Genomic DNA, 21,258 nt, shown 5'->3' with positions numbered 1-21,258 from the left:
CCGTTCGCTCCGAACGGTTTGCGTCCAAGATCTGGAAGTCACCCGGCGTACGTCTCGAATTCCGCGACCCGTGGGATGCCGCTCGCGGCGGTGATCACAAAGTTGATCTTCTTGAGCGAGGTACGGGCGAAGCTGATCGAGCCGGCTCCGCCGCCCGTGGCCAGGACGGCGCCGGTGTCGTTGTTGACCACCCGCCAGGACCTGATGTAGCCGACGGCGCCCGACGCCTCCCGGATGTTGATCCTGCCGACCGTCGTCGCCGAGTCCCACTTGACCGAGATGGTGCCGGTCGAACCGGTCGGCGACCAGTACGTGCCGAGATTGCCGTCGACCACGTTGCCGTAGCTGGTCCCGCTCGCCTTGCTGGAGCCGTCGGCCCCGGCCCCGATGCTGAGGTTGGTCCCGCTCGGCTGACTCGGCGTCGGCGTCGGACCGGTCGGCCCCGAGCTGGGCGAGGAGGTGGGCCCCGAGGTGGGCGACGAGGTGGGCCCGGAGGTCGGCGACGGGCCGGTCGGTGACGGTGACTGCGGTGTGCAGTTGCCGTCCGAGATCCGCAGGCCCTTGTTGGCGCCGGCCGTGTTGGCGACCACTGAGGGTACGCAGCTGGCCGCGTCGAGCTGGTAGGCGTACGGGATACTGATCGAGGTGTTGGACGTCGGGTTGGGACCGGCCGGGTGGTTCTCGCTGCCCGGAGCCGACCAGGTCACGTTGTCGAAGATGTTGCCGTTGACCTGCCAGGAACCCATCAGATCGGTGTAGAAGGTCCCGAGTACGTCCCTGGAGTCCTTGAAGTAGTTGTTGTCCACCCGGGCCTTGCCGCCGGCCCGGGGGTTGATGCCGGACTCGTTGAGGTGCAGGTAGTAGTTGTTGTAGATGTGGGCGGTCGCGCCGCGCAGCAGCGGGGTGCGGGAGTCGATGTTCTCGTACAGGTTGTGGTGGAAGGTCACGGGGCCGTTGCCGAGATCGCTGTCGCTCGACCCGACCAGGCCACCACGCCCGGAGTTACGGAGGGTGGTGTACGACACCGTCACGTAGTTGGTGCCGGCCTTCATGTCGACGAGCGAGTCGTACCCCTGGTCCTCGCCGCCCGAGGCGAACAGCGTGTCGTGGTCGACCCAGACGTTGTGGACGTCGCTCTCCATCCCGATGGCGTCGCCGCCGTTGGAGGTGGGACCGTTCGACTTCTTGACGTTCTGGACGGTCACGTTCTGGATGATGATGTTCGAGGCGCTGCGCAGGTGGATGCCGATCTGGTCGAAGACCGCGCCACCGCCCACCCCGACGATCGTGACGTTGCTGACCTCCTTGAGCTCGATCTTGTCGGCGGCGGTGTTGCAGCTGCCGCCCGACACCTGGGTGGTGTTGCCGAGGGTGATGGTCCCCTCGACCTGGATGGTTATCGGGGTGCTGCTGCTCGCCCGGTTGCACAGGGCCGTGTGGATGGCGGTTCCGGTGGTGGTGCGGACCGTCTGCCCGCCCGCGCCCCCGGTGGTGCCGCCGTTGAGGGTGGCGTAGCCGGTCACCCCGCCGGTCGCCGCCGACGCCTGGGACAACGGCAGGGCCATCACGGCCGCCGCCCCCATGGCCGCCGTCGCGAGCGTCGCCTGAAGTCGTCGTACGACTGGTCGTCTCATCCTCGCCTCACCTTCATCGCCGCATCCGGGTCAACCTCCGAGCCCGAACCCATCGCCGGACATGACCCCATCGCCGGGGATCGGCCGGTACCCGGATCGAACGCACCGGGTAACCAAGCCGAAATATTGATGTGCGTCAGCATAAGAAAGCGCTTTCCCATACTCAATAGCCGGCGCGTGCAGGTTTGTTGCAGCCGCGCTGCTTGACATGCAGCCATGCGGCTGCCTAAGTTGTGCAGCCAAGTGACTGCATGTCAGGAGCGGATGAATGGACGCGGTGTTTCGGGCCCTGGCCGACCCCGGGCGACGCCGGCTGCTGGACAGCCTCAATCGGCGCAACGGGCAGACCCTGCGCGAGCTGTGCGGTGAGCTGGCCATGGCCCGGCAGTCGGTCAGCAAGCACCTGGCCGTGCTGGAACAGGCCGGCCTGGTCACCACGATGTGGCGCGGTCGGGAGAAGCTGCACCACCTCAACGCCGCACCGATCAACGCCATCGCCGAACGCTGGATCAGCCGGTACGACCGGGAGCGGGCGGGTGCGCTCGCCGATCTCAAACGAGCACTGGAGGAACCGATGCGGAACAACGAACCGACAGCGGACCGACCCTTCGTCTACACCACCTACATCAGGACCACGCCCGAACGGCTGTGGCAGGCGTTGACCGAGCCCGCCTTCACCCGCCGCTACTGGGGGGTGACCTTCGAGACCGACTGGCAGAAGGGCTCGCCCATGAGCTGGACAGAGAACGGCACGCGCACCGAGGACCCCGCCCAGGTCATCCTGGAGGCCGACCCGTACCGCCGGCTGGTCTACACCTGGCACACCTTCACGGCGGAGTGGGCAACCGCGCACGGCATCGAGACCGATCTGCGCGAACGGTTGGCCGCCGAGGGCAGGTCGCGGGTCTCGTTCGAGCTTGAACCCAACGGGCCGATGGTGAGGCTGACGGTCGTACACGACGGACTGGAGCCCGACGGGGCGCTACGCGGAATGATCAGTCAGGGCTGGCCGCACCTGCTCGCCAGCCTCAAGACGCTGCTGGAGACCGGTGAACCGTTGCCCGAGCCGCACGCGGACTGAGCGCGCCCCCGGACGGTCCCGGTGGCCGCCAGGCAAAGATCGGCCCAGACTGCGACATCCCAGGTTCCGGCAGTCCGGGACCCACGCTACGACGCGGGCGGGTCATCGACGTCGGAGCAGGGCGCGGGTGTCAATCTCGATGGCGAACGGACCATCGGCGATCAGCGTCTCATGGTCGTTGGCGACCGCCTGCTCGACGTAGTGCTGGCCCGCCAGGCGCAGCAGTCGCAGGGCCACGGAATCCAGCTTTTCGGACTCAACCAACAGATACCATTCGATCCGCGCGGCGGCGTACAGCTGCATCTTCAACAACCGGTCGGCACCCGCGTTTCCCGGCGAAACGACCTCACCCACCAGCGCCACATCGGTCGCGTCGATGGTTGTCACGTTCTCGACGGGCGTGACAACCAGATCGGGGATGAAGATCCGCCCACTCGCCAAGCGGACATTAACCGCCTCGTAGACCCAGAAACCGGCCGCGTCGGCCGGCGCGTCGACCAGGTTGGCCAGCCGGCGGGAGATGTGCTGGTGACATGTGGTCGGTGCCGGGCTCACCAACAGGCTCCCATCGAACAGCTCTATCCGGTTGGGAGTCTCACCGAGCGCGAAGAACTCGTCCTCGGTCCAGGGACCCACATGCTCGAGCAGGGCCACGCTCATCGACGGATCACCTCCGGATCGATAGTGCCACAGCCAGTAGTCAGCCCGGAGGGGCCAGCTCCAGCGGCCTCCGCCGAAATTCGCTGGAGACCAGCGCGGACGGCGCGTACTCTGGTTGGCCGCTTGACGGCCGAGGTGAACACGCACCGCAGCGGACGTCCCCGCGCCGGGCGGCCGGCCATCCGCCCCCGGAAACGCGAGCGAGCAGCACGGCGCGACCGTCGGAAAGCCTCCCGGGCGTCTCCGAACGGTCCGCGAACCCCGATGGGAGTCAAGGTGCCCGCCACCGACCTCGATACCGACCTCGCCATCGAACGGGAACATCTGGCCGTCTCCCGGGCCGCCCTGCGCCGGATGCGGGACCGCGCCGAGGCGCTGTACTCCACCGGCGACAAGGTGGCCGGCGACGCGTACACCGCCGAACAGCTCGGCCGGCACCTGGCCCGGCGGGTCGCCGAACTGGCCGACGACCCGAACACGCCGCTCTTCTTCGGCAAGCTCACCTTCGCCGACGCCCCGCACCACATCGGTCGACGGCACGTCACCGACGACCTCGGCGAGCCGCTCGTGCTGGACTGGCGGGCGCCGGTCTCCCGGGCGTTCTACCGGGCCAGCGTGAAGGACCCGCAGGGTGTCGTCACCCGCCGGCGGTTCGGCTTCCAGCAGGGCGAGATCACCTCGTTCGAGGACGAGCACCTCGACCGGGGCGAGGAACTGGGCACCACCAGCCGGATCCTGACCGCCGAGATCGAGCGCCCCCGCGTCGGGCCGATGCGCGACATCGTCGCCACCATCCAGCCCGAGCAGGACGAGCTGGTCCGGGCCGACCTGGAGATCTCGGTCTGCGTGCAGGGTGCGCCCGGCACCGGCAAGACGGCCGTCGGCCTGCACCGGGCCGCCTTCCTGCTCTATCTGCACCGCGACCGGCTGCGCCGCTCGGGAGTGCTGGTCGTCGGGCCGAACCGGGCCTTCCTGTCGTACATCGCCGGGGTGCTGCCGGCACTCGGCGAGGTGGAGGTGGCGCAGTCGACCGTCGAGGACCTGGTCGCCCGGGTACCCGTGCGGGCCGTCGACGACCCGGCGACGGCCACGGTCAAGCACGATCCCCGGATGGCCGAGGTGCTGCGCCGCGCCCTGCACGCCCGGATCCGCAAACCCGAGGAGGCGATCACCGTCTCGGACGGGTCGTACCGGTGGCGGCTCGGGCCGGACGTGCTGCGCCGGGTGGTGGACGAGGCCCGTCGGGATGGACTGCCGTACGGCATCGGTCGGGAACGGGTCCGGGCCCGCGTGGTCAGCCTGCTGCAACGGCAGGCCGAGGCACGCCGCGCGGAGTCGCCGAGCGACGCCTGGCTGCGCCGGATGGGCAGATCCCGACCGGTGACGGACTTCCTCGACGCGGCCTGGCCGGCGGTCACCCCCGAGGGCCTGGTCTTCGAACTGCTGGCCGACCCGGCGAGGTTGGCCGCCGCCGCCGACGGGCTGCTCAGCCCCGAGGAGCAGGCCCGGCTGTGCTGGGCCAAGCCGGCCCGTACCGCGAAGGCGACCCGCTGGTCGGCGGCGGACGCCATCCTGATCGACGAGGCCGCCGGGCTCGTCGACCGGCTGCCCAGCTTCGGGCACGTGGTGGTGGACGAGGCGCAGGACCTGTCCCCGATGCAGTGCCGCGCCATCGCCCGGCGCAGCGAGCACGCCTCGATCACCCTGCTCGGGGACCTCGCCCAGGGCACTGCGCCGTGGGCCGCCACGGACTGGCCGAGCACCCTCGCCCACCTCGGCAAACCCGGGGCGACGGTGGTGCCGCTGACCGTCGGCTTCCGGGTACCGGCCGCCGTGGTGGCCTTCGCGAACCGGTTGCTGCCGGCGCTCGCGGTGGACGTACCGGCGGCCCGGTCACTGCGTAGCGACGGCGCGCTGGACATCGTCACCAGCTCGGACGTGCCGGGCACGACGGTGGCCCAGGTGCGGGCGGCGCTGGCCCACGAGGGTTCGGTCGCGGTGATCGCCGCGGACGCCCGGTGTCCGGAGGTACGCCAGGTCCTGGTCGACGCGGGCATCGCGGCCTCGACCGCCGAGGAGGTGGCGGCGGCCGAGCGGGTCACCGTGGTGCCGGCCAGCGTGGTGAAGGGCCTGGAGTACGACCACGTCGTGGTCGTGGAGCCGGCCGAGATCGTGGCGGCCGAGCCGCGCGGGCTGCACCGGCTCTACGTGGTGCTGACCCGGGCGGTGTCCGGGCTGTCGGTGGTACACGCCGAGCCGCTGCCCGAGCCACTGCGCTGACCCGACCACCGGCCGGCCCGGCTGACGGGGCCGGCCGGTCCGAGTGACGGGGCCGGCCGATCCGGCCGACGGGGCCGACCGATCCGGTCGTCGGTCGGCTCTCGTCCGAACCAGCCGGCGTCGTCCGGCCGCCGGCCGGACCGGCGGTCTCAGGGCCGGACCGGGACCACGAGCGGGCCGTGCTCGCCGGGGACGATCCGCACCCGGGCCCGGTAGTGCCGGGCCAGCAGATCCGCGGTGAGCACGTCCCCGGGGACACCCTCGGCGACCACCCGGCCCTCGGCCAGCAGCACCAGCCGGTCGGCGTACTCACCGGCCGCCGAGAGATCGTGCATGGTGGCCAGTACGGTCAGCCCGCTCTCCCGGCGCAGCCGGTCCACCAGCTCCAGCACCTCCTGCTGGTGCCCGATGTCGAGCGCGCTGGTCGGCTCGTCGAGCAGCAGCAGCGGGGCGCCCTGGGCGAGCGCGCGGGCCAGGAACACCCGCTGCCGTTCCCCGCCGGAGAGGGTCTCCAACGGTCGGCTGGCGAAGCCGGCCAGGTCCAGCCGGTCGAGTACGTCACGCACCACGACGAGGTCGGCGGCCGACTCCCGGCCCAGCGGCGGCATGTGCGGCGTCCGCCCGAGCAACACGTAGTCGAGCACCGCCATCCCGGGCGGAACCACCGGGGACTGCGCGACGGTGGCCACGGTCCGGGCCCGGTCCCGGCGGCGCAGTCCGGCGCTCGGCGTACCGAACAGGGTGATCGACCCGGTCGCCGGCAGCAGCCCGCCGACGGCGCGCAGCAGGGTCGACTTGCCGGCGCCGTTCGGTCCGATCACCGTGACCCACTCGCCGGCCTCGACGCGCAGGTCCACCCCGGCCAGGATCGGCGTGCCGTCGAGGGCGACCCGCAGGTCCGCCACCTCGACGGCGGGACCGGAACCGCCGGCCGCGTCCATCCCGTCACCCGGCGCGCTCATCCCGTCACCCGCCGCGCCCGCCGCGCTCATCCGGTCACCCGGCGGCTGGTTCGCAGCACCACGATGAAGAACGGCGCGCCGACCAGCGCGGTCAGCACGCTGATCGGGACCTCGTTGGGCGCCGCCACGGTCCGGGCCGCGACGTCGGTGAGCGCCAGGAAGGCGGCGCCGAACAGCATCGACAGCGGCAGGATCACCCGGTACGTCGTACCGAAGAGCAGCCGGACGGCGTGCGGCACGACGATCCCGACGAAGCCGATCAGACCGGAGACCGAGACGGCGGCGGCGGTGCCGAGCGCGGCGGCGGCGAGCAGCAGGTACCGGGACCGCTGCGGGTGCAGGCCCAGTCCACGGGCCTCGTCGTCGCCCACCGAGAGCACGTCCAGCTCGCGCCGGTGCAGCAGCACGACGGTCGTGGTCAGCGCCGCGTACGGCAGCATCAGCAGCACGTCATGCCAGGTGGCGGTGCTGAGCCGACCGCCGAGCCAGGCGTAGACCTCGCGGATCGTTTCGGTGTTGCGTTGCAGCAGGTAGGTCTGTCCGGCGGTGAGGAACGCCGAGACCGCGACACCGGCCAGGATCAGCGTGGCCGGCGAGCGGTTCTGCCCCCCGGACGCCCCGACCAGATAGGTCAGCAGCACCGCGCCGAGGGCGCCGACGAACGCGGCCACCGGCACCGTGAGCGGCAGGCCGGCGGTGGCGTCCCCCGAGGTGGAGCGGAAGGCCACCACCGCGGTGACCGCCAGGCCCGCTCCGGCGGCCACCCCCAGCAGGTACGGATCGGCGAGCGGGTTGCGGAACACCCCCTGGTACGCCCCGCCGGCCAGCGCGAGCATGGCCCCGACGAGCAGGCCGAGCACCGCGCGGGGTAGTCGCAGCTCGGTGACGATGGCGGCCTGCTGGACCGTCAACCCGCTGTGCAGGCGTACCCCGGGGATGAGGTCCAGCAGTTCCACCGCGACGCCACCGGGCGGCAGGCGTACCGGACCGAGCGCGACGCCCGTGACGAGCGCGACGAGCACGGCGGCGATGCCCAGCCCGATGGTCCACGGTCGCAGCCGGGCCGGGGTGGGTCCGGTCAGGACCGTGCCTTGGCGACCGCGTTCGCCATCGCCCGAACCAGATCGACGGTACGCGGACCCCAGCGGGAGGCGATGTCGTCGTCCAGCGCGACCACGCCGCCGTGCTTGACCGCGGGGATTCCACCCCAGCCGGCGCGGCCACGGACCTTCGCCGGGGTCTGCTGGCAGCACTTGACGTCGGCCAGGAAGACCAGATCCGGTCCGGCGTCGATGACCACCTCGGGCGAGAGCTGCGGATAGCCGCCGGCCTTGCCGTCCTTGTCGGCGGAGTCCGCGACGCTGGTCACGCCAAGCATCGTCAGCAGCGAGCCGATGAAGGTCTTACCGGTCACCGAGTAGTAGTTCGGGTCCAGCTCGTAGTAGTAGGTCAACTTCTTCCCACCGGCCGGCGGGACGTCCTTGACGATCTTGGCGATGTCGCTCGTCATCCGGGTCACCACGTCGGCGGCCTCGTCAACGTGCCCGGTGAGCCGGCCGAGGTCGTTCAGTTGCCGGTAGGTGTCGTCGAGGCTGGTGGCCGCGGACGCCAGGTACACCGGGATCTTCAGCTTGCCCAGCTGCGCGGCCACGTTGTCGATGTCGTTCGAGATGACGACGAGGTCGGGGGCCTTGCCGGCGATCGCCTCGGCGTTCGGCTGGTAGCTCGACAGCTTGCTTTTGGGCGCCTCGGGCGGGTAGTTCGAGTTGTCGTCCACGGCCGTGACCTGCTGGCCGGCGCCGATGGCGAAGAGCATCTCGGTCGCGGTCGGCGACAGCGACACGATCTTGTGGGGCTGTTCGGCGAGGGTCAGCCGGCCCACGGTGACCGGAAAGGCCGCGGGCGCGCTGCTCGACGCCGTCGGTCCGGCGCCGCCGTCGGAGTCGCCGCAACCAGCGACGGCGACGGTCGCGGCGACGACCAGGGCGACGAGAAACGCGGGGGTACGGCTGCGCATGGATCCTCCTGTCGGTCGAGGAGCCGGTGCTTCGCCGACAGGGGCGATCCGGGGGATCGTCCCGTCCGCGAGGCGCCCTTCCTCGAGAGCGCTGGTTCGCGACCACGACGCAGGCGATCTGGCTCGTTCCGACTCCGGCGCCGAGCGGCGTCGAGCGGGCATCACAGTTGCGGGACAGCGCCGGTTTCGCACCGGCTTCGCTGTGTCGCGGTCGCTAGAACCGTAGCGCACCGCCCCTGACCGGCCCGCCGGCACGGTGGCGACCCGGTCGGCACCAGCGACGTACCGAACCCGGGTGGCAAGAAGTTTCCAGGTGCTGGAACCTGGCGAAATTTGTCGCCGGGCGGGATAGTGACCGGAACAACATCCCCGCGAGCGTGGAGTGTGTGCCATGGCCCGACGCCTGTATGCGGCCACCGTCGCCGGTTTCGTCACCCTCGCCCTGCTCGGCAGCGCCACCCCCGCGCTGGCGAACGGCGGTCCGGTCCCGCACGATGAAAACATCACCTACCAGGCGTTCAGCAGCTATCCCGACTGGCTCGGCGGCGCCCACGACGGCACCGTCGCGATTCCGGGCGTCCGCACCGGGATCACGCTGCGCCGGCCGGCCGGGGTGACCGACTACACCGATCCACACACGGGCACCACCCGCAGCTGGCAGTACGCCACCTGGACCTCCCCGGTCCGTCGGATCGGCTTCGACGCCACCGAGCTGGTCACCTCGTGGAACGCCGAGACACCGGCCGGTACCTGGATCCAGGTGGAGATGAAGGGGACGTACAACACCGGCCAGCAGAGCCCCTGGTACGTCATGGGTCGGTGGGCCTCCGGGGACGGTGACATCCGTCGTACCAGCGTCGATGGCCAGGGCGACCCGTACTCGTCGATCTGGACCGACACGTTCGCCATCGACGACGCCACGGCCGGGGTGCTGCTGTCCGAGTACCAGCTCCGGCTGACCCTCTACCGCGCGCCCGGACAGGCCCGTTCACCCCGGGTCTGGATGCTCGGCGCGATGAGCTCCAACGTGCCCGACCGGTTCACCGTGCCGGCGAGCGCCGGACACATCGCCTGGGGCCGGGAGCTGCCGGTGCCGCGCTACTCGCAGAACATCCACAAGGGCCAGTATCCAGAGTACGACGGCGGCGGCGAGGCGTGGTGCTCGCCGACCTCCACCGAGATGGTGGTGGAGTACTGGGGCCGGAAACCCACGGCCGAGGACACCTCGTGGGTGGACTCCGACTACGCCGACCCGACCGTCGACCACGCGGCCCGCAACACCTACGACTACCAGTACGAAGGCGCCGGCAACTGGCCGTTCAACACCGCGTACGCCGCGTCCTATCCGGGACTGGACGCCCGGGTGACCCGGCTGCACTCGCTGGACGAGGCGGAGCGGTTCATCGCCGCCGGCATCCCGGTGATAACCAGCCAGTCGTTCCTGTCCAGCGAACTCGACGGAGCCAACTACGGCACCTCGGGGCACCTGTTCGTGGTGGTCGGCTTCACCGCGACCGGTGACGTGGTGGTGAACGACCCGGCGTCCTCCTCCGACGAGGCGGTCCGGAACGTCTATTCGCGTGCGCAGTTCGAGCAGATCTGGCTGCGTACCAAGCGGCACCGCGCGGATGGCTCGGTGGGCAGCGGCTCGGGTGGCATCGCGTACCTGATCAAGCCGTGGTGGAAGCCCTGGCCGAAGGTCGCCGGCTCGACCAACTGGTGAACCGACGCCGCCGGCCCGCGTTGATCAGGGCGAACGGATCACGAGGAAGCGTCTCCGCGACCCAACGCCTTGATCAACGCCACGGTCAGTCGGCGTTGCGGCCGTCGGGCTCCGCTGCTGACGGCCGGTTCCTGGCGTCGGGTCCGGAGGGTGCCGGGCCGGCGGATTCCGGGCCGGTGTCGTCCTCGCCGGCCAGGGCGGCGCGCAGCCGCGCCTTCTCGCCCTGACGACGGCGGGCGGAGCCGTCCAACTGCTGGGCCATGGCATCCCGCCAGGAACGCAGGAAGAAGAAGGAGAGGGCGGCCGAGAAGGCCAGCGCGAGCATCAACTTGATGAACAGGTTGAGGTGTACCGGCAGGAGGGCGGCCAGGACCACCACGAACAGCCCGATCCGGCCGAGCGTGTACTTCACCGCGGGAGACATGCTCGCCACCTTCTCCTCAGCCCGCCCGGCGGCTCAGCCACCGGACGCCGACAAACCAGACCACGGCGTACAGCACCGCGAAGACCGCCGCCGCGAAGGCTCCGGACCAGAGCGCCGGCAGACCGCTCGCGGTGGCCGCGGCCAGCAGCCCGGCGGCGACCCCGAGCGCCCCGGCGAGCAGCGCCGCGACGACCCGGGCCACGCCGTAACCCCAGGCCCGGAAGTCGTCCAGGAACAGCCACGCCGGCAGGATCACCGCCAGCCACCCGTTGGCGTGCCCGAACCGGCCGGCGCCGACGGTGGCGAACCCCCAGTCGAAGACCACCAGGGCCAGCACCCCGACGACCACGCCGGCCAGGCTGACCCCGAGCAGGTGGGACAGGCGCACGATCCGGCCGTCGCCGTCGCGCTGGGGAAATCCGCCGCCGTCGGTGCTCATGACCCACCGAGGGTACGTGAGTCGGCCGGTCGCGCCGGTCGGGGGCAGTCGGCCGGTGCTCGCCCGCGCCGAACCCCGGCGCCGGTTGCGCCCCGGTGGAAAGGACAGTCGGTACCGATCGGCACCGTCAGGCCCACACGCGCTGCGGCTCGGACCGGCGGGCGGCCCAGGACGGCGGCGCGTCGTACTCGCGGACCACCCGGTGGCCCGCGTCGAGTTCCACGGGGCGGAAGCCGGCGTCGCCGATCAGGGTCACGAGTTCCGACGCCGGCTCGGCGTCACCGTCACCCGGCTCCGCCAGCAGCTCGTCGACACCGAAGTTGAGCGCGAGCTGGGCCAGCGCCGGGCCGTCCACGTCCACCGCGAACCCGAGGTGTGCGACGTTGTCCAGCAACAGTCGGCACACCGCCAGGGTCCGCAGCGCCTCCACCGAGGACGGCGGCTCGGCCGACTCGGGGTCACCCTCGGCCGTCGCGGCCACACCGTCCGCCGTCGTCGCACGGGCCGTCGCGGTCGCGCTGTCCGCCGGTACGGGCCGTCGCCGGACCGGTACGAGCGTCTCGCACGCCCCGGTGGCGTCCTGCCGCTCGCGCAACCGGAGCAGCCGGTCCACCCGGTCCTCGGCGGGCTCGTCCCGGCCGTATCCCAGAACGGTCACCGGGCCGAGGTCCGGGACGTCGCCGGTGGGCACCGGCGGAACCGGCCCGAGCACGAAGCCGGTACGCTCCGGATCCGCCCGGCGGTGGTGGGCGAGCCGTCCCAGCCAGACCAGGTCGTCACAGCCGCACAGGTCCACCCCGTCGGCCCGGTCCAGCCGCTCCCCGGCGTACACCTTCTGTTCGACCTCGTGCCTGCGCGCGGCGTCCATCGCTGCCCACCCCTTCCAGCTGCGGCGATCCCCGACCGAGGGTACGCGGGCGGGCCGACCCCACCGGGGGCGGCCGGGCCCCGGGCGCCGGCGTCCTGGCGTCCCGGGGTTGATGCTCGGAGTCCTGATTTGTGAAACGCGACAGTGACATTGACGACGGTTTCCGGTAAGACAAAGTGGGGCCGCACGGTGCATCGACCGCGCCACCGGCATGGCAGGGCGCGTCACGAGCGCGGACGGCAGGGCTGACTAGCGGGGAGCGGGATGACCAGGATCGGACGGGCACGGCGGTTTCGGCTGCGGGATGTGATCTCCCCGGTGCTCCGACCAGGTCTGTGGGCCGCGATACTGGGTGCCGCGGTGGCGGCGGCGTTCGCGGTGCCCGCCTACGCCGACCCGGCGCTGCCGACGGCCCCACCGGACACCGGCACCCGACCGCAGTACGTCGGGACGCTGCCGCTGCCGGGCGCCGTACCGGCGGGTCCGACCACCGGCGCCACCACCGCCCCGACCGGCGGGCTGAACGGGCCGCTGGCGACCCAGGTCCTCGCCCTGCAGAACGAGGTGGCGGCCCTCGGCGACCAACTGCTCCAGTTCAAGCAGGACCGGGACACCGCGCTGGCCGAGCGCACCCGGGCCGATACCGGGCTGGCCGCCGCCGCCGCCGCGCTGCACCGGGCGCAGACGGCCGCCGAGCAGGCGGCGGGCGAGGCGCTCAAGGAGGCGGCGGAGCTGCCGCCCGGTGCCTTCGGCTCGGACCTGCACGGTCTGGGTTCGCTGAGCCAGATCCAGGAGGGCCGGCGGCCCAGGGCGGATCTGACCGGGGTCGGCGGCGAGGTGAGCCGGGCCCAGCGGGCCATGCAGGAGGCGCAGGCGGCGTTCGCCGCGGCCGACGCCAGGTCCAGCACCGCGAGCGCCACCTTCAGCCGGGCCGAGACGACGTACAAGCAGCGCGAGGCCGCCCTGCTCGACCTGCGCAAGCGGAACGCCGAACAGCTGGCGGAGATCGAGCGGGCCCAGGAAGCCGCCGAGCAGCAGCTCGGTGCCGACTATCTCGACGGTTCGGCCGCCGGGTTGGCCGCCGATCCACGGGCGCTCGACGCGGTGCAGTACGCGCTGGCCCAGCTCGGCGACCCGTACGTCTGGTCCGAGGAGGGCCCCGACGCGTTCGACTGCTCCGGGCTGATGTGGGCGGCGTACCGGTCCGTCGGCTACCAGCTGCCCCGGGTGTCCCGGGACCAGTACTACGCCACCCGTACCCGCAGCGTCGACCGGTCCTCGCTGCTCCCCGGTGATCTGATCTTCTTCGCCTCCGACAATCGGGACTGGCACACCGTCCACCACGTCGCCATGTACATCGGAAACGGCAAGATGGTCCACGCGCCGAACAGCGGTGACGTGGTGAAGGTCTCGACGGTCTGGTGGTCCCGTTTCTACGCCGCCACCCGGGTGTTCGGGGCGGTGCCGGCACCGAGCACGCCGGCCGACACCCCGAAGCCGCCGGCCAGCAAGCCGCCGACGAGCAAGCCTCCGGCCACCCAACCGCCGCCGACCCGGCCGCCGGCGAGCAGGCCACCGACGACCAAGCCGACGCCGAGCACCTCGCCGACGGGGAAGCCGAGCACCTCCCCGACGCCGACTCCCAGCGGCAGCTCGAACCCCGCCGGGCCGACACCGACCACGGCGGCCACCACCGCCTCGGCCCGACCGAGCAGCGCGGCGCCAACGGAACAGTCCGCGACCGGCAGCGCCGGCCCGTCCGGCGAGTGACCGCCGGGGCTGGCGTCCGCCTGACCGGTTGGTCGGCCTGGCTGGCCGAAGCGTAATCGGGTCTCCGGGCGGGTAACCGGTCCTCGGGCCCATCGCCGATACTGTGTCGACGGCGCCCCGTGCGCGGGGTGGGCGCCGTCGCCGGATCGACGCCGGATCGTCGCGCGGACTTCGACCGGCGGCAACCGGCAGCGGTACGCGGCGACGCCCGTGGGTGGCACGGTGGTCAACGGGATTCGGGTCCGGCGCACCGGTTCCGGGTACGGGTGCGGGAGGCAGCCATGGACGAAGAGCAGGACCCGCCGCCGGGCGCAGTCACGGAGGTGGCAAAGTCCGCCGGAACGGCTTCCACCAGCACGAGGCCGACGACGCCGGCCGCGGAACCGGCGACTGCCAGGTCCGCTGTCGTGAACCCGCCGACCGGGCCCGGCTCGACCGGCGACGACCGGGACACGCGCCCCGCGGAGACCGCCGAGTCAGCCGACGCGGCCGAGCCGGTTCGGGGCCGGGCAGCCATCGCGGTCCGGGCTCGGGCCTCCGTCGCCGGCCACGGTTCCGGAGCGGGCCAGGCCGGCACGCCGTACCGCGTTGGACCACCGTCTCCGGCGGAACCGACGTCTCCGCCGGAGCCACCGTCTCCGGGCGAGCCGGCCCCACCGCCGCGGCCGGTCAGCCCACCCGAGCCCGCCGCCCCACCGGTACCCATCGAGCCGTCCCCGGTGCCGACCCCCGCACCCGCCCCACCCGGCCCGAACCCCGCTCCGGTGCCACCGGGACCCACCCCGCCCGGGCCCAACCCCGACCCGGTGCCGCCGACGCCTACGCCACCCCCGGCTCCAGCGCCGCCCGATCCGAATCCGGTCCCGCCGACGCCCGCGCCGCCGGTCCCGGTGCCGCCGGGTCCCATCCCGCCGGTCCCGCAGCCGTTGCCTCCGGTGCCACCGGCGCCCGCGCCACCCGGTCCAATGCCGGCGCCGCCCTTCCCACCGCCGCCCGCGATGGGCACGGCCGGTTCCACTTCCGCGACCGCCCGGCCGGCGAACCGGCCGGCGGAGGAACTCGCCTTCCTGTCGGGTAGCGAGGAAACCCAGGCCGTCCGGGCCGGCCAGGTGCCGGTGGCCAGGCCCACCAACGCCGGCGCCATTCCGCCGGGCGCCGAGGAGACCCAGGTGGTTCGGGCGAGCACCGGCATCATCCCGCCCGACGCCGAGGAGACCCAGGTCGTCCGGATCGGCTCGCAACCCCGGCAGTCGGGACTGCCCGGAATCCCGCGCCCGCGTACCTCTCCGGAGACCCTCCGCCCGGACCCGGAGGCCACCATGGTCGTCCGGACCGGCCAGGGACCGGTGACGGGGCCGACCGACGCCGACGCCACCCAGGTCGTCACGGTCAACCCGGCCAGCCGGCACCCCGACGCCGATGCCACCCAGGTCGTCACGACCCGTCCGCAGCGCCCTGCGCGGCGCGCGAGCGGGGGCCACGGCACGGTCTACACCGGCCACGATCAGCACGATCTGGGGCAGCGGACGGTCCCGGTCCTCCCGGCGTCGGTGGAGAACTCCGGCTCGCTGACCGGGCATATTCTGGCTCAGGGTTGGTCGGACGCACCGGCTCAACGGGACGCCCGCACCACCCGGGTGGTGATCGTTCTGGCGATCAGCCTCGGCATCCTGGTGCTGGTCGGACTGCTCGTCGCCGCGGTGGCCGGTGATCTGTTCCGGACGCTGTTCGGTGGTGTGCTCGGCAGCTGACAACCCGCCGACTGGGTGACTCTGCCCACTGGAACCCGCCGCGCGCTGCCGGACGGGCCGGTGCGCCGTACACTTGTACCGATCATTGACCTGGCGCGTGTGACGCGCCCATGGGCGATCTTGCGGGCGAATCAGCGGCGACCTTCACGGTCGCGGCGGGCCATCGCGAAGATGCGCCCCGCCTGAGAGGTTCTTCTTGACGTCCTTCGCTGATCCCAGCACGTTTCCGTCCGTCTTCGACACCTCGGCCGCTCTCGACACCCCGGCCGACCTTGGCGCATCGACCGACGCCATCGCCCCGACCGGCCTCGGCGCATCGACCGACGCCATCACCCCGGCCGGCCCCGACTCCCCGGCGGTGGATCCCGCCGGCCCGGCTGACCTCGACGCCTCGACAGAGGTTGTCACCCCGGCCGGCCCTGAGGCCCCGGCGAGCCCGCTGGCCGTCACCAGCTTCGCCGACCTCGGTCTGTCCGACACCCTCGTCCGGGCGCTGAGCCGGGAGGGCATCACCACGCCGTTCGAGATCCAGGCGGCGACCGTCCCGGACGCCCTGGCCGGTCGGGATGTGCTCGGCCGTGGCCAGACCGGCTCCGGCAAGACGCTCGCCTTCGGCCTGCCGGTGCTGGCCCGGCTGGCCGCCGGTGAACGGGCCCGGCCCCGGCATCCCCGCGCGTTGATCCTGGTGCCCACCCGCGAGCTGGCCATGCAGGTGAACGACGCGCTGCTTCCGCTCGGCAAGTCGGTCGGCGTCTTTCTCAAAACCACCGTCGGCGGTGTGCCGTACGACCGGCAGATCGACGCCCTGCGGCGCGGTGTCGAGATCATCGTGGCCACCCCGGGCCGGCTCGGCGACCTCATCGAGCGGGGCGCCTGCAACCTCGGCGACGTCGAGGTCACCGTGCTGGACGAGGCAGACCAGATGGCCGACATGGGCTTCCTGCCGGAGGTGACCGAGCTGCTGGCCAAGACCCCGGCCGACGCCCAGCGCCTGCTGTTCTCGGCAACCCTGGACGGCGACGTGGACGCCCTGGTCAAGCGCTTCATGACCGACCCGGTCACGCACTCGACCGCGCCGGCGACCGCAGCGGTGTCCACCATGGACCACCACCTGCTGCTGATTCCGCCGACGGACAAGTTCGCCGTGGCGGCTTCGATCGCCGCGCGCCAGGGACGGACGATGATGTTCGCCCGTACCCAGATGGGTGTCGACCGCCTGGTGACGCAGCTCGCCGAGGTCGGCGTCCGGGCCGGAGCCCTGCACGGGGGCAAGACCCAGCGGGTCCGTACCCGGACGCTCGCCGAGTTCCGCGAGGGCCGGATGGACGTCCTGGTCGCCACCGACGTGGCGGCGCGCGGCATCCACGTCGACGGCGTGTCGCTGGTGGTGCATGTGGACCCGCCGAAGGACTCGAAGGACTACCTGCACCGGGCCGGACGGACGGCGCGGGCCGGTGAGTCGGGCGCGGTGGCCACGCTGGTCCTGCCCAAGCAGCGCCGTTCGACCCTGGCCATGCTGGAGCGGGCCGGTGTCGAGCCGGCACAGTCGCGGGTCCGCCCGGGCGATCCGGTGCTGGCCGAGCTGACCGGTGCCCGCCAGCCCAGCGGGGTGCCCGTGGTCGAGGAGCCGCCGGCGGCCCGCCGATCCGACCGGTTCCGCGGCGAGCGTCGGGACGGTGACCGGCCACAGCGCGGGAACCGCTTCGCCGACCGTGGCGAGCGTCGATACGGCGAGCGCCGCGACGACGACCGGCCACGGGGCGAGCGCCGGTACGGTGACCGACCCGGCCAGGGTGAGCGCTTCGGCGACCAGGCCGGACGCACCGAGCGGGCCGAGCGTCCCACGGACCGGAGCGAGCGCTTCGGCGACCGGACCGAGCGCCCCGCGGACCGGAGCGAGCGTCGGTACGACGACCGGCCCCGTGCCGACCGTCGGTACGGCGACCGGCCGAGCAGCGACCGGCCGAGCAGCGACCGGCCGAGCGTTGACCAGCGGGGCGGGGACCACCGCCCCGGGTTCCGCTCGGGGGGTCGTGCCTTCGCCGACCGTGGCGACCAGGGCCGGACCGAGCGTCGCTTCGGCGGCCGCCAGCCCAGCCGTACCCACTGATCAACCCGGTGTCCGGCGGGGGCCGCGCGTCCCCGCCGGACATCGGCGTGTCGGGTCGGTTCCTGCGCCGACGGCGTGCGGTGGCCGTCGCCGGCCGGTAGCGTCCGGCACATGGCCACGCTGCCGACTTCGTTGTTCTGGGCCCGCACCGACACGGCCGGCAGCGACCACTGCCTGCTCGACGACCGTGCCGGGCTGGTCGCGCGGGGAGTCGCGCAGGCCGTCGACCCGCTGCCCTACACCTGCCGGTACGACCTGCGCACGGACGAGACCTGGGCGAGCGTACGGCTGGAGGTGTCCGTCGAGGGCGGCGGCTGGCTGCGGACGGTCCGGCTGGAGCGGAACAACCGCCGTTGGCGGGTGAGCACCAGCGAGACCGGTGACCTCGACGCGGCGCTGACCGCGGCGGATCGACCCGGAGCGGGGCTGCCCGGTGCCGACGAGCCGGAGCGGCTGGAGGACGCGCTCGACGTCGACCTCGGGGCCGCTCCGCTGTTCAACACCCTTCCGGTACGCCGGCTCGGCCTGCTGGACGCCGCCGTCGGCACCAGCCATCGGATAACCGTCGCCTGGGTGCTGGTGCCCAGCCTCGTGGTGGTGCCCGCCGAGCAGGTCTACACGGCGCTCGGTGACGGTCGGGTCCGGTTTGCCAGTGACCGCTTCACCGCCGAGTTGACCCTGGACCGCGACGGCTACGTGCGCACGTATCCCGGGCTCGCCGAGCGTGACGCCCCCGGCTTCCCGGGTTGAGCGGGGGCCCCTGCTATACAGCCCTTCCTTTCAGGCGTCCCAGGTGCCGGTGGCGAGGAAGCGTTCCACGGTGGCCAGGTGCGGCGCGAGGTCCAGACCCCGCCGGGCCACCCACTCGTCCGAGTAGTACGAGTCGACGTACCGCTCACCGCCGTCGCACAGCAGCGTGACGAGCGATCCGGTCCGGCCGGCCGCCCGCATCTCGGCGATCAACGCGAACGCACCCCACAGGTTGGTGCCGGTGGAGCCGCCGACCCGCCGGCCGAGGACCCGGGACGCCGCCCGCATGGCGGCCAGCGACGCCGCGTCCGGCACCTGCACCATCCGGTCCACCACGCCCGGCAGGAACGACGCCTCGACGCAGGGTCGCCCGATCCCCTCGATCCGCGAAGCCTGCCCGGTGTTGACCGACCAGTCGGCGCGGGTCCAGGCCGGGTAGAAGGCCGAGCCGTCGGGGTCGACGACGCAGAGCCGGGTCTCCAGCCGCCGGTACCGGGCGTACCGGCCGATGGTCGCGCTGGTGCCGCCGGTACCGGCGCCCACCACGATCCAGGCCGGAACGGGGTACCGTTCGAGCGCCATCTGGAGGTAGATCGACTCGGCGATGTTGTTGTTGCCCCGCCAGTCGGTGGCGCGCTCCGCGTAGGTGAACTGGTCCATGAAGTGGCCGCCCCGGTCCTCGGCCAGCCAGCGCGCCTCGATGACCGCCTTGGCCGGGTCGTCGACCAGGTGGCACGAGCCGCCCTGGAACTCGATCAGGCTGATCTTCTCGGCCGAGGTGGAGGCCGGCATCACCGCGATGAACGGCAGGCCCAGCATCCGGGCGAAGTACGCCTCGGAGACCGCCGTGGACCCGGACGACGCCTCGACGATGGTGGTCTGCGGACCGATCCAGCCGTTGCACAGTCCGTACAGGAACAGCGAGCGCGCCAGCCGATGCTTGAGCGAGCCGGTCGGGTGCACCGACTCGTCCTTCAGGTAGAGGTCGACCCCCCACTCCGGCGGCAGCGGGAACGGCAGGAGGTGGGTGTCCGCGGAACGGTTGGCGTCGGCCTCGACCGCCGCGATCGCGGCGGTCACCCAGGCCCGATCCGCCTCGTTGGACCTCTCCACGTGCGTCATCCCCGGCACGGTAACAGCGGTTACCCGGCCGGACGCGGCAGGGTTCCAGCTGGTTGAGCTGGAACCCTGCCTGGCGCTGCGGTCAGTTCCAGTACAACCAGACGTCGCCGGTTGCGGAAGCCGGCCCGGAAAGGACCGCGTAGAACTCCCCGCTGGTGCTCTTCCACGGCGAGCAGGTGCTGTTCTTCGCTCCGTAGTAGGTGGCGCTCCACAGCAGGGTGGGGCTGGGCAGGGCATTGCGGTACATGGACACCTTGTAACCGCTGCTGAGGCTGCTGCCCCAGGTGTTGAAGCAGATCTGGGCGCTGCTGGACGCCTGCCTGTGCGGGGTGCTGTGGCTGCCGCTACCGGTGGAGTGGATCCGGTAGGGACCGGCCGATCCTCCCGCTGACGCCGGGCTTCCCATGCCCGTGACCAGTGCGACGCTCACCGCGCCCATCGCTGCGATCTTCTGGGTCTTCGTACGTAGCATCGAGCCCCTCCGTATTGCTCAACGTAATCAAGACCGATACCGACAAGACTTCGTTGAGCGGGCCCGCTCGCAATCGGTTCAGCTCAAGCATGGTGAGCCCGACCCGGCACGGGCAATGAAAATCGGCGTCCGGAACAGTGCGGGACAGTCCCGAAGGGGCCCGGCGGGTGTTCTGCCCCAGGTCGGTGGCTGCTCGGGCCGGTCTGTCAGTCGGTCGGCGCGGTGAGGGGCCGTGGCCGGTTCTCCCACTTGGTCGACAGCGCGATGCCGGTCCGGGTGGAGGCCACCCCGGCGGTCCGGTTCAGCCGGTTGATCAGATGTTCCAGCTCGGCGATGGTGCCTACCCGGGCCTTGAGCAGGAAGGACTCCACTCCGGCCATGAAGTAGCAGGACTCGATCTCGGGCATGTCACGGAACGCCGCGAGCACGTCGTCGGTGTCCCCGCCCGAATCCTGCACGATCCCGATCAGGGCGGTGACGCCGAGACCGATGGCCTCGGGCTCGATGTCCGCCCGGTACGCCCGGACGACGCCGCTGGCCTCCAGTTTGCCGACGCGCTCGTGTACGGCCGGTGCGGAGAGCCCGACCTGGCGGGCGAGTTCGGCATAGGAGAGCCGGGCGTTGCCGCGCAGCAGGTCGACCAGCGCTCGATCGATGGCATCCATGAGACAAAGACCCTACGCGGCCGGATCCGGCGCATCCGGATCGGCCGCCCGGGAGCGTAACATGAAACGGGCGAAATACCCGCATATCAGCACGGACATCTGCTCAACGAGTACCTTTTCGCGTTTCGGGGACCACGCCACGCCGACGATGCTTGAATTGCCCTACGTCCCTAACCGACGCTGAGGCAGGCACCCGTCTGGGGGACAGGTCCTAGCAGCCCGGGGGGCTTCGTCGGACGCGAGGAGGGGGCTGTGGATACTGGAGATCGTCTATTGACACCGGGCGAGGTGGCCGCGTTGTTCCGGGTCGACCCGAAAACGGTCACCCGCTGGGCCGCCGCCGGCCGGATCGGTAGCATCCGGACGCCGGGAGGACACCGGCGGTTCCGGGAGTCCGAGGTACGGGCGTTACTGGAGGGCGAGGGCATGCTCGACGAGGTCGACGAGGGCATGGCCGACCGGCCCCGAAACGCGGGACCGGCTGCGACCGGCGGCCCGGGACCGGCCAACGCCGGCCTGTACTGAGCGCT

19 protein-coding genes and 1 riboswitch are annotated in these 21,258 nt (G+C 72.0%); of the genes, 8 read left to right on the top strand and 11 right to left on the bottom strand.

All coding sequences use genetic code 11. The annotated features are described in order from the left end of the window. Positions 1-38: 38 nt before the first annotated feature. Positions 39-1,634, bottom strand: coding sequence for a pectate lyase family protein (locus ACXN5W_RS01760; protein WP_473156336.1), 1,596 nt, complete (start codon positions 1,632-1,634; stop codon positions 39-41). A 268-nt stretch (positions 1,635-1,902) separates the two neighbouring features. Between ACXN5W_RS01760 and ACXN5W_RS01755 the strand changes: the two genes are divergently transcribed. After that, positions 1,903-2,715, top strand: coding sequence for an ArsR/SmtB family transcription factor (locus tag ACXN5W_RS01755; protein ID WP_473156335.1), 813 nt, complete (start codon positions 1,903-1,905; stop codon positions 2,713-2,715). Between the two features lie 102 nt (positions 2,716-2,817). Here ACXN5W_RS01755 and ACXN5W_RS01750 read toward each other — a convergent pair whose 3' ends face one another. After that, complete coding sequence (locus ACXN5W_RS01750; protein WP_473156334.1) at positions 2,818-3,375, bottom strand: Uma2 family endonuclease; 558 nt, start codon at positions 3,373-3,375, stop codon at positions 2,818-2,820. Positions 3,376-3,651: 276 nt separating this feature from the next. Here ACXN5W_RS01750 and ACXN5W_RS01745 point away from each other — a divergent pair, with 276 nt between their 5' ends. Beyond that, the gene (locus ACXN5W_RS01745; RefSeq protein WP_473156333.1) at positions 3,652-5,655 is read left to right on the top strand and encodes a HelD family protein; all 2,004 of its coding nucleotides are present in this window, start codon (positions 3,652-3,654) and stop codon (positions 5,653-5,655) included. A 149-nt stretch (positions 5,656-5,804) separates the two neighbouring features. Here ACXN5W_RS01745 and ACXN5W_RS01740 read toward each other — a convergent pair whose 3' ends face one another. Genes ACXN5W_RS01740 through ACXN5W_RS01730 form a run of 3 tightly spaced genes read right to left on the bottom strand, consistent with a single transcriptional unit; the run spans position 5,805 to position 8,634 of the window. Then, a complete protein-coding gene (locus ACXN5W_RS01740; RefSeq protein WP_473156501.1) occupies positions 5,805-6,596 on the bottom strand; it encodes an ABC transporter ATP-binding protein in 792 nt (263 codons plus the stop codon). Between the two features lie 47 nt (positions 6,597-6,643). Continuing rightward, positions 6,644-7,699 (bottom strand): FecCD family ABC transporter permease, encoded by a 1,056-nt coding sequence (locus ACXN5W_RS01735; protein ID WP_473156500.1) that lies wholly within the window; start codon positions 7,697-7,699, stop codon positions 6,644-6,646. Next, entirely contained in the window at positions 7,696-8,634 is a 939-nt protein-coding gene (locus ACXN5W_RS01730; protein WP_473156332.1) for an ABC transporter substrate-binding protein, read from the bottom strand. The genes ACXN5W_RS01735 and ACXN5W_RS01730 overlap by 4 nt, the downstream gene beginning before the upstream one ends. A gap of 113 nt (positions 8,635-8,747) precedes the next feature. Then, positions 8,748-8,835, bottom strand: a riboswitch (cobalamin riboswitch). Between the two features lie 190 nt (positions 8,836-9,025). Between ACXN5W_RS01730 and ACXN5W_RS01725 the strand changes: the two genes are divergently transcribed. After that, positions 9,026-10,357, top strand: a complete 1,332-nt coding sequence (locus ACXN5W_RS01725) for a C39 family peptidase (protein ID WP_473156331.1) — start codon at positions 9,026-9,028, stop codon at positions 10,355-10,357. 85 nt (positions 10,358-10,442) lie between these two features. Here ACXN5W_RS01725 and ACXN5W_RS01720 read toward each other — a convergent pair whose 3' ends face one another. The 3 genes from ACXN5W_RS01720 to ACXN5W_RS01710 all read right to left on the bottom strand — a co-directional run bounded on the left by ACXN5W_RS01720 (position 10,443) and on the right by ACXN5W_RS01710 (position 12,088). Then, complete coding sequence (locus tag ACXN5W_RS01720) at positions 10,443-10,781, bottom strand: DUF4229 domain-containing protein (protein ID WP_473156330.1); 339 nt, start codon at positions 10,779-10,781, stop codon at positions 10,443-10,445. 16 nt (positions 10,782-10,797) lie between these two features. Next, on the bottom strand, positions 10,798-11,220 hold the full coding sequence (locus tag ACXN5W_RS01715) for a hypothetical protein (RefSeq protein WP_473156329.1): 423 nt from the start codon (positions 11,218-11,220) through the stop codon (positions 10,798-10,800). Positions 11,221-11,347: 127 nt separating this feature from the next. Next, positions 11,348-12,088 carry a hypothetical protein gene (locus tag ACXN5W_RS01710; protein ID WP_473156328.1) on the bottom strand — a complete coding sequence of 247 codons (741 nt, stop codon included), beginning with the start codon at positions 12,086-12,088 and terminating at the stop codon, positions 11,348-11,350. Positions 12,089-12,352: 264 nt separating this feature from the next. Between ACXN5W_RS01710 and ACXN5W_RS01705 the strand changes: the two genes are divergently transcribed. The 4 genes from ACXN5W_RS01705 (at position 12,353) to ACXN5W_RS01690 (ending at position 18,469) form a co-directional block, all read left to right on the top strand. Next, positions 12,353-13,858 (top strand): C40 family peptidase, encoded by a 1,506-nt coding sequence (locus tag ACXN5W_RS01705; RefSeq protein WP_473156327.1) that lies wholly within the window; start codon positions 12,353-12,355, stop codon positions 13,856-13,858. A 998-nt stretch (positions 13,859-14,856) separates the two neighbouring features. Further along, positions 14,857-15,609 carry a hypothetical protein gene (locus ACXN5W_RS01700; protein ID WP_473156326.1) on the top strand — a complete coding sequence of 251 codons (753 nt, stop codon included), beginning with the start codon at positions 14,857-14,859 and terminating at the stop codon, positions 15,607-15,609. 196 nt (positions 15,610-15,805) lie between these two features. Further along, positions 15,806-17,719 (top strand): DEAD/DEAH box helicase, encoded by a 1,914-nt coding sequence (locus ACXN5W_RS01695; RefSeq protein WP_473156325.1) that lies wholly within the window; start codon positions 15,806-15,808, stop codon positions 17,717-17,719. Positions 17,720-17,830: 111 nt separating this feature from the next. Further along, on the top strand, positions 17,831-18,469 hold the full coding sequence (locus tag ACXN5W_RS01690) for a putative glycolipid-binding domain-containing protein (RefSeq protein ID WP_473156324.1): 639 nt from the start codon (positions 17,831-17,833) through the stop codon (positions 18,467-18,469). A 30-nt stretch (positions 18,470-18,499) separates the two neighbouring features. Here the strand turns inward: ACXN5W_RS01690 and cds1 are convergent, their stop codons facing one another. The 3 genes from cds1 to ACXN5W_RS01675 all read right to left on the bottom strand — a co-directional run bounded on the left by cds1 (position 18,500) and on the right by ACXN5W_RS01675 (position 20,728). Next, complete coding sequence (gene cds1, locus ACXN5W_RS01685; RefSeq protein ID WP_473156323.1) at positions 18,500-19,591, bottom strand: L-cysteine desulfhydrase Cds1; 1,092 nt, start codon at positions 19,589-19,591, stop codon at positions 18,500-18,502. Positions 19,592-19,673: 82 nt separating this feature from the next. After that, positions 19,674-20,063 (bottom strand): hypothetical protein, encoded by a 390-nt coding sequence (locus tag ACXN5W_RS01680; RefSeq protein WP_473156322.1) that lies wholly within the window; start codon positions 20,061-20,063, stop codon positions 19,674-19,676. Positions 20,064-20,269: 206 nt separating this feature from the next. Further along, the gene (locus ACXN5W_RS01675) at positions 20,270-20,728 is read right to left on the bottom strand and encodes an Lrp/AsnC family transcriptional regulator (protein ID WP_473156321.1); all 459 of its coding nucleotides are present in this window, start codon (positions 20,726-20,728) and stop codon (positions 20,270-20,272) included. 252 nt (positions 20,729-20,980) lie between these two features. Between ACXN5W_RS01675 and ACXN5W_RS01670 the strand changes: the two genes are divergently transcribed. Then, positions 20,981-21,253 (top strand): BldC family transcriptional regulator, encoded by a 273-nt coding sequence (locus ACXN5W_RS01670; RefSeq protein ID WP_473156320.1) that lies wholly within the window; start codon positions 20,981-20,983, stop codon positions 21,251-21,253. Positions 21,254-21,258 lie beyond the last annotated feature (5 nt).

The organism is Plantactinospora sp. A48 (assembly GCF_055793945.1).
This window is presented reverse-complemented; position numbering and strand designations above follow the sequence as displayed.

Coding starts and splice junctions, on each gene's coding strand:
- ACXN5W_RS01760 (WP_473156336.1), bottom strand. CDS start 1,634: ATGAGACGACCAGTCGTACGACGACTTCAGGCGACGCTCGCGACGGCG.
- ACXN5W_RS01755 (WP_473156335.1), top strand. CDS start 1,903: ATGGACGCGGTGTTTCGGGCCCTGGCCGACCCCGGGCGACGCCGGCTG.
- ACXN5W_RS01750 (WP_473156334.1), bottom strand. CDS start 3,375: ATGAGCGTGGCCCTGCTCGAGCATGTGGGTCCCTGGACCGAGGACGAG.
- ACXN5W_RS01740 (WP_473156501.1), bottom strand. CDS start 6,596: ATGGACGCGGCCGGCGGTTCCGGTCCCGCCGTCGAGGTGGCGGACCTG.
- ACXN5W_RS01730 (WP_473156332.1), bottom strand. CDS start 8,634: ATGCGCAGCCGTACCCCCGCGTTTCTCGTCGCCCTGGTCGTCGCCGCG.
- ACXN5W_RS01725 (WP_473156331.1), top strand. CDS start 9,026: ATGGCCCGACGCCTGTATGCGGCCACCGTCGCCGGTTTCGTCACCCTC.
- ACXN5W_RS01720 (WP_473156330.1), bottom strand. CDS start 10,781: ATGTCTCCCGCGGTGAAGTACACGCTCGGCCGGATCGGGCTGTTCGTG.
- ACXN5W_RS01715 (WP_473156329.1), bottom strand. CDS start 11,220: ATGAGCACCGACGGCGGCGGATTTCCCCAGCGCGACGGCGACGGCCGG.
- ACXN5W_RS01710 (WP_473156328.1), bottom strand. CDS start 12,088: ATGGACGCCGCGCGCAGGCACGAGGTCGAACAGAAGGTGTACGCCGGG.
- ACXN5W_RS01705 (WP_473156327.1), top strand. CDS start 12,353: ATGACCAGGATCGGACGGGCACGGCGGTTTCGGCTGCGGGATGTGATC.
- ACXN5W_RS01700 (WP_473156326.1), top strand. CDS start 14,857: ATGGGCACGGCCGGTTCCACTTCCGCGACCGCCCGGCCGGCGAACCGG.
- ACXN5W_RS01690 (WP_473156324.1), top strand. CDS start 17,831: ATGGCCACGCTGCCGACTTCGTTGTTCTGGGCCCGCACCGACACGGCC.
- cds1 (WP_473156323.1), bottom strand. CDS start 19,591: ATGACGCACGTGGAGAGGTCCAACGAGGCGGATCGGGCCTGGGTGACC.
- ACXN5W_RS01680 (WP_473156322.1), bottom strand. CDS start 20,063: ATGCTACGTACGAAGACCCAGAAGATCGCAGCGATGGGCGCGGTGAGC.
- ACXN5W_RS01675 (WP_473156321.1), bottom strand. CDS start 20,728: ATGGATGCCATCGATCGAGCGCTGGTCGACCTGCTGCGCGGCAACGCC.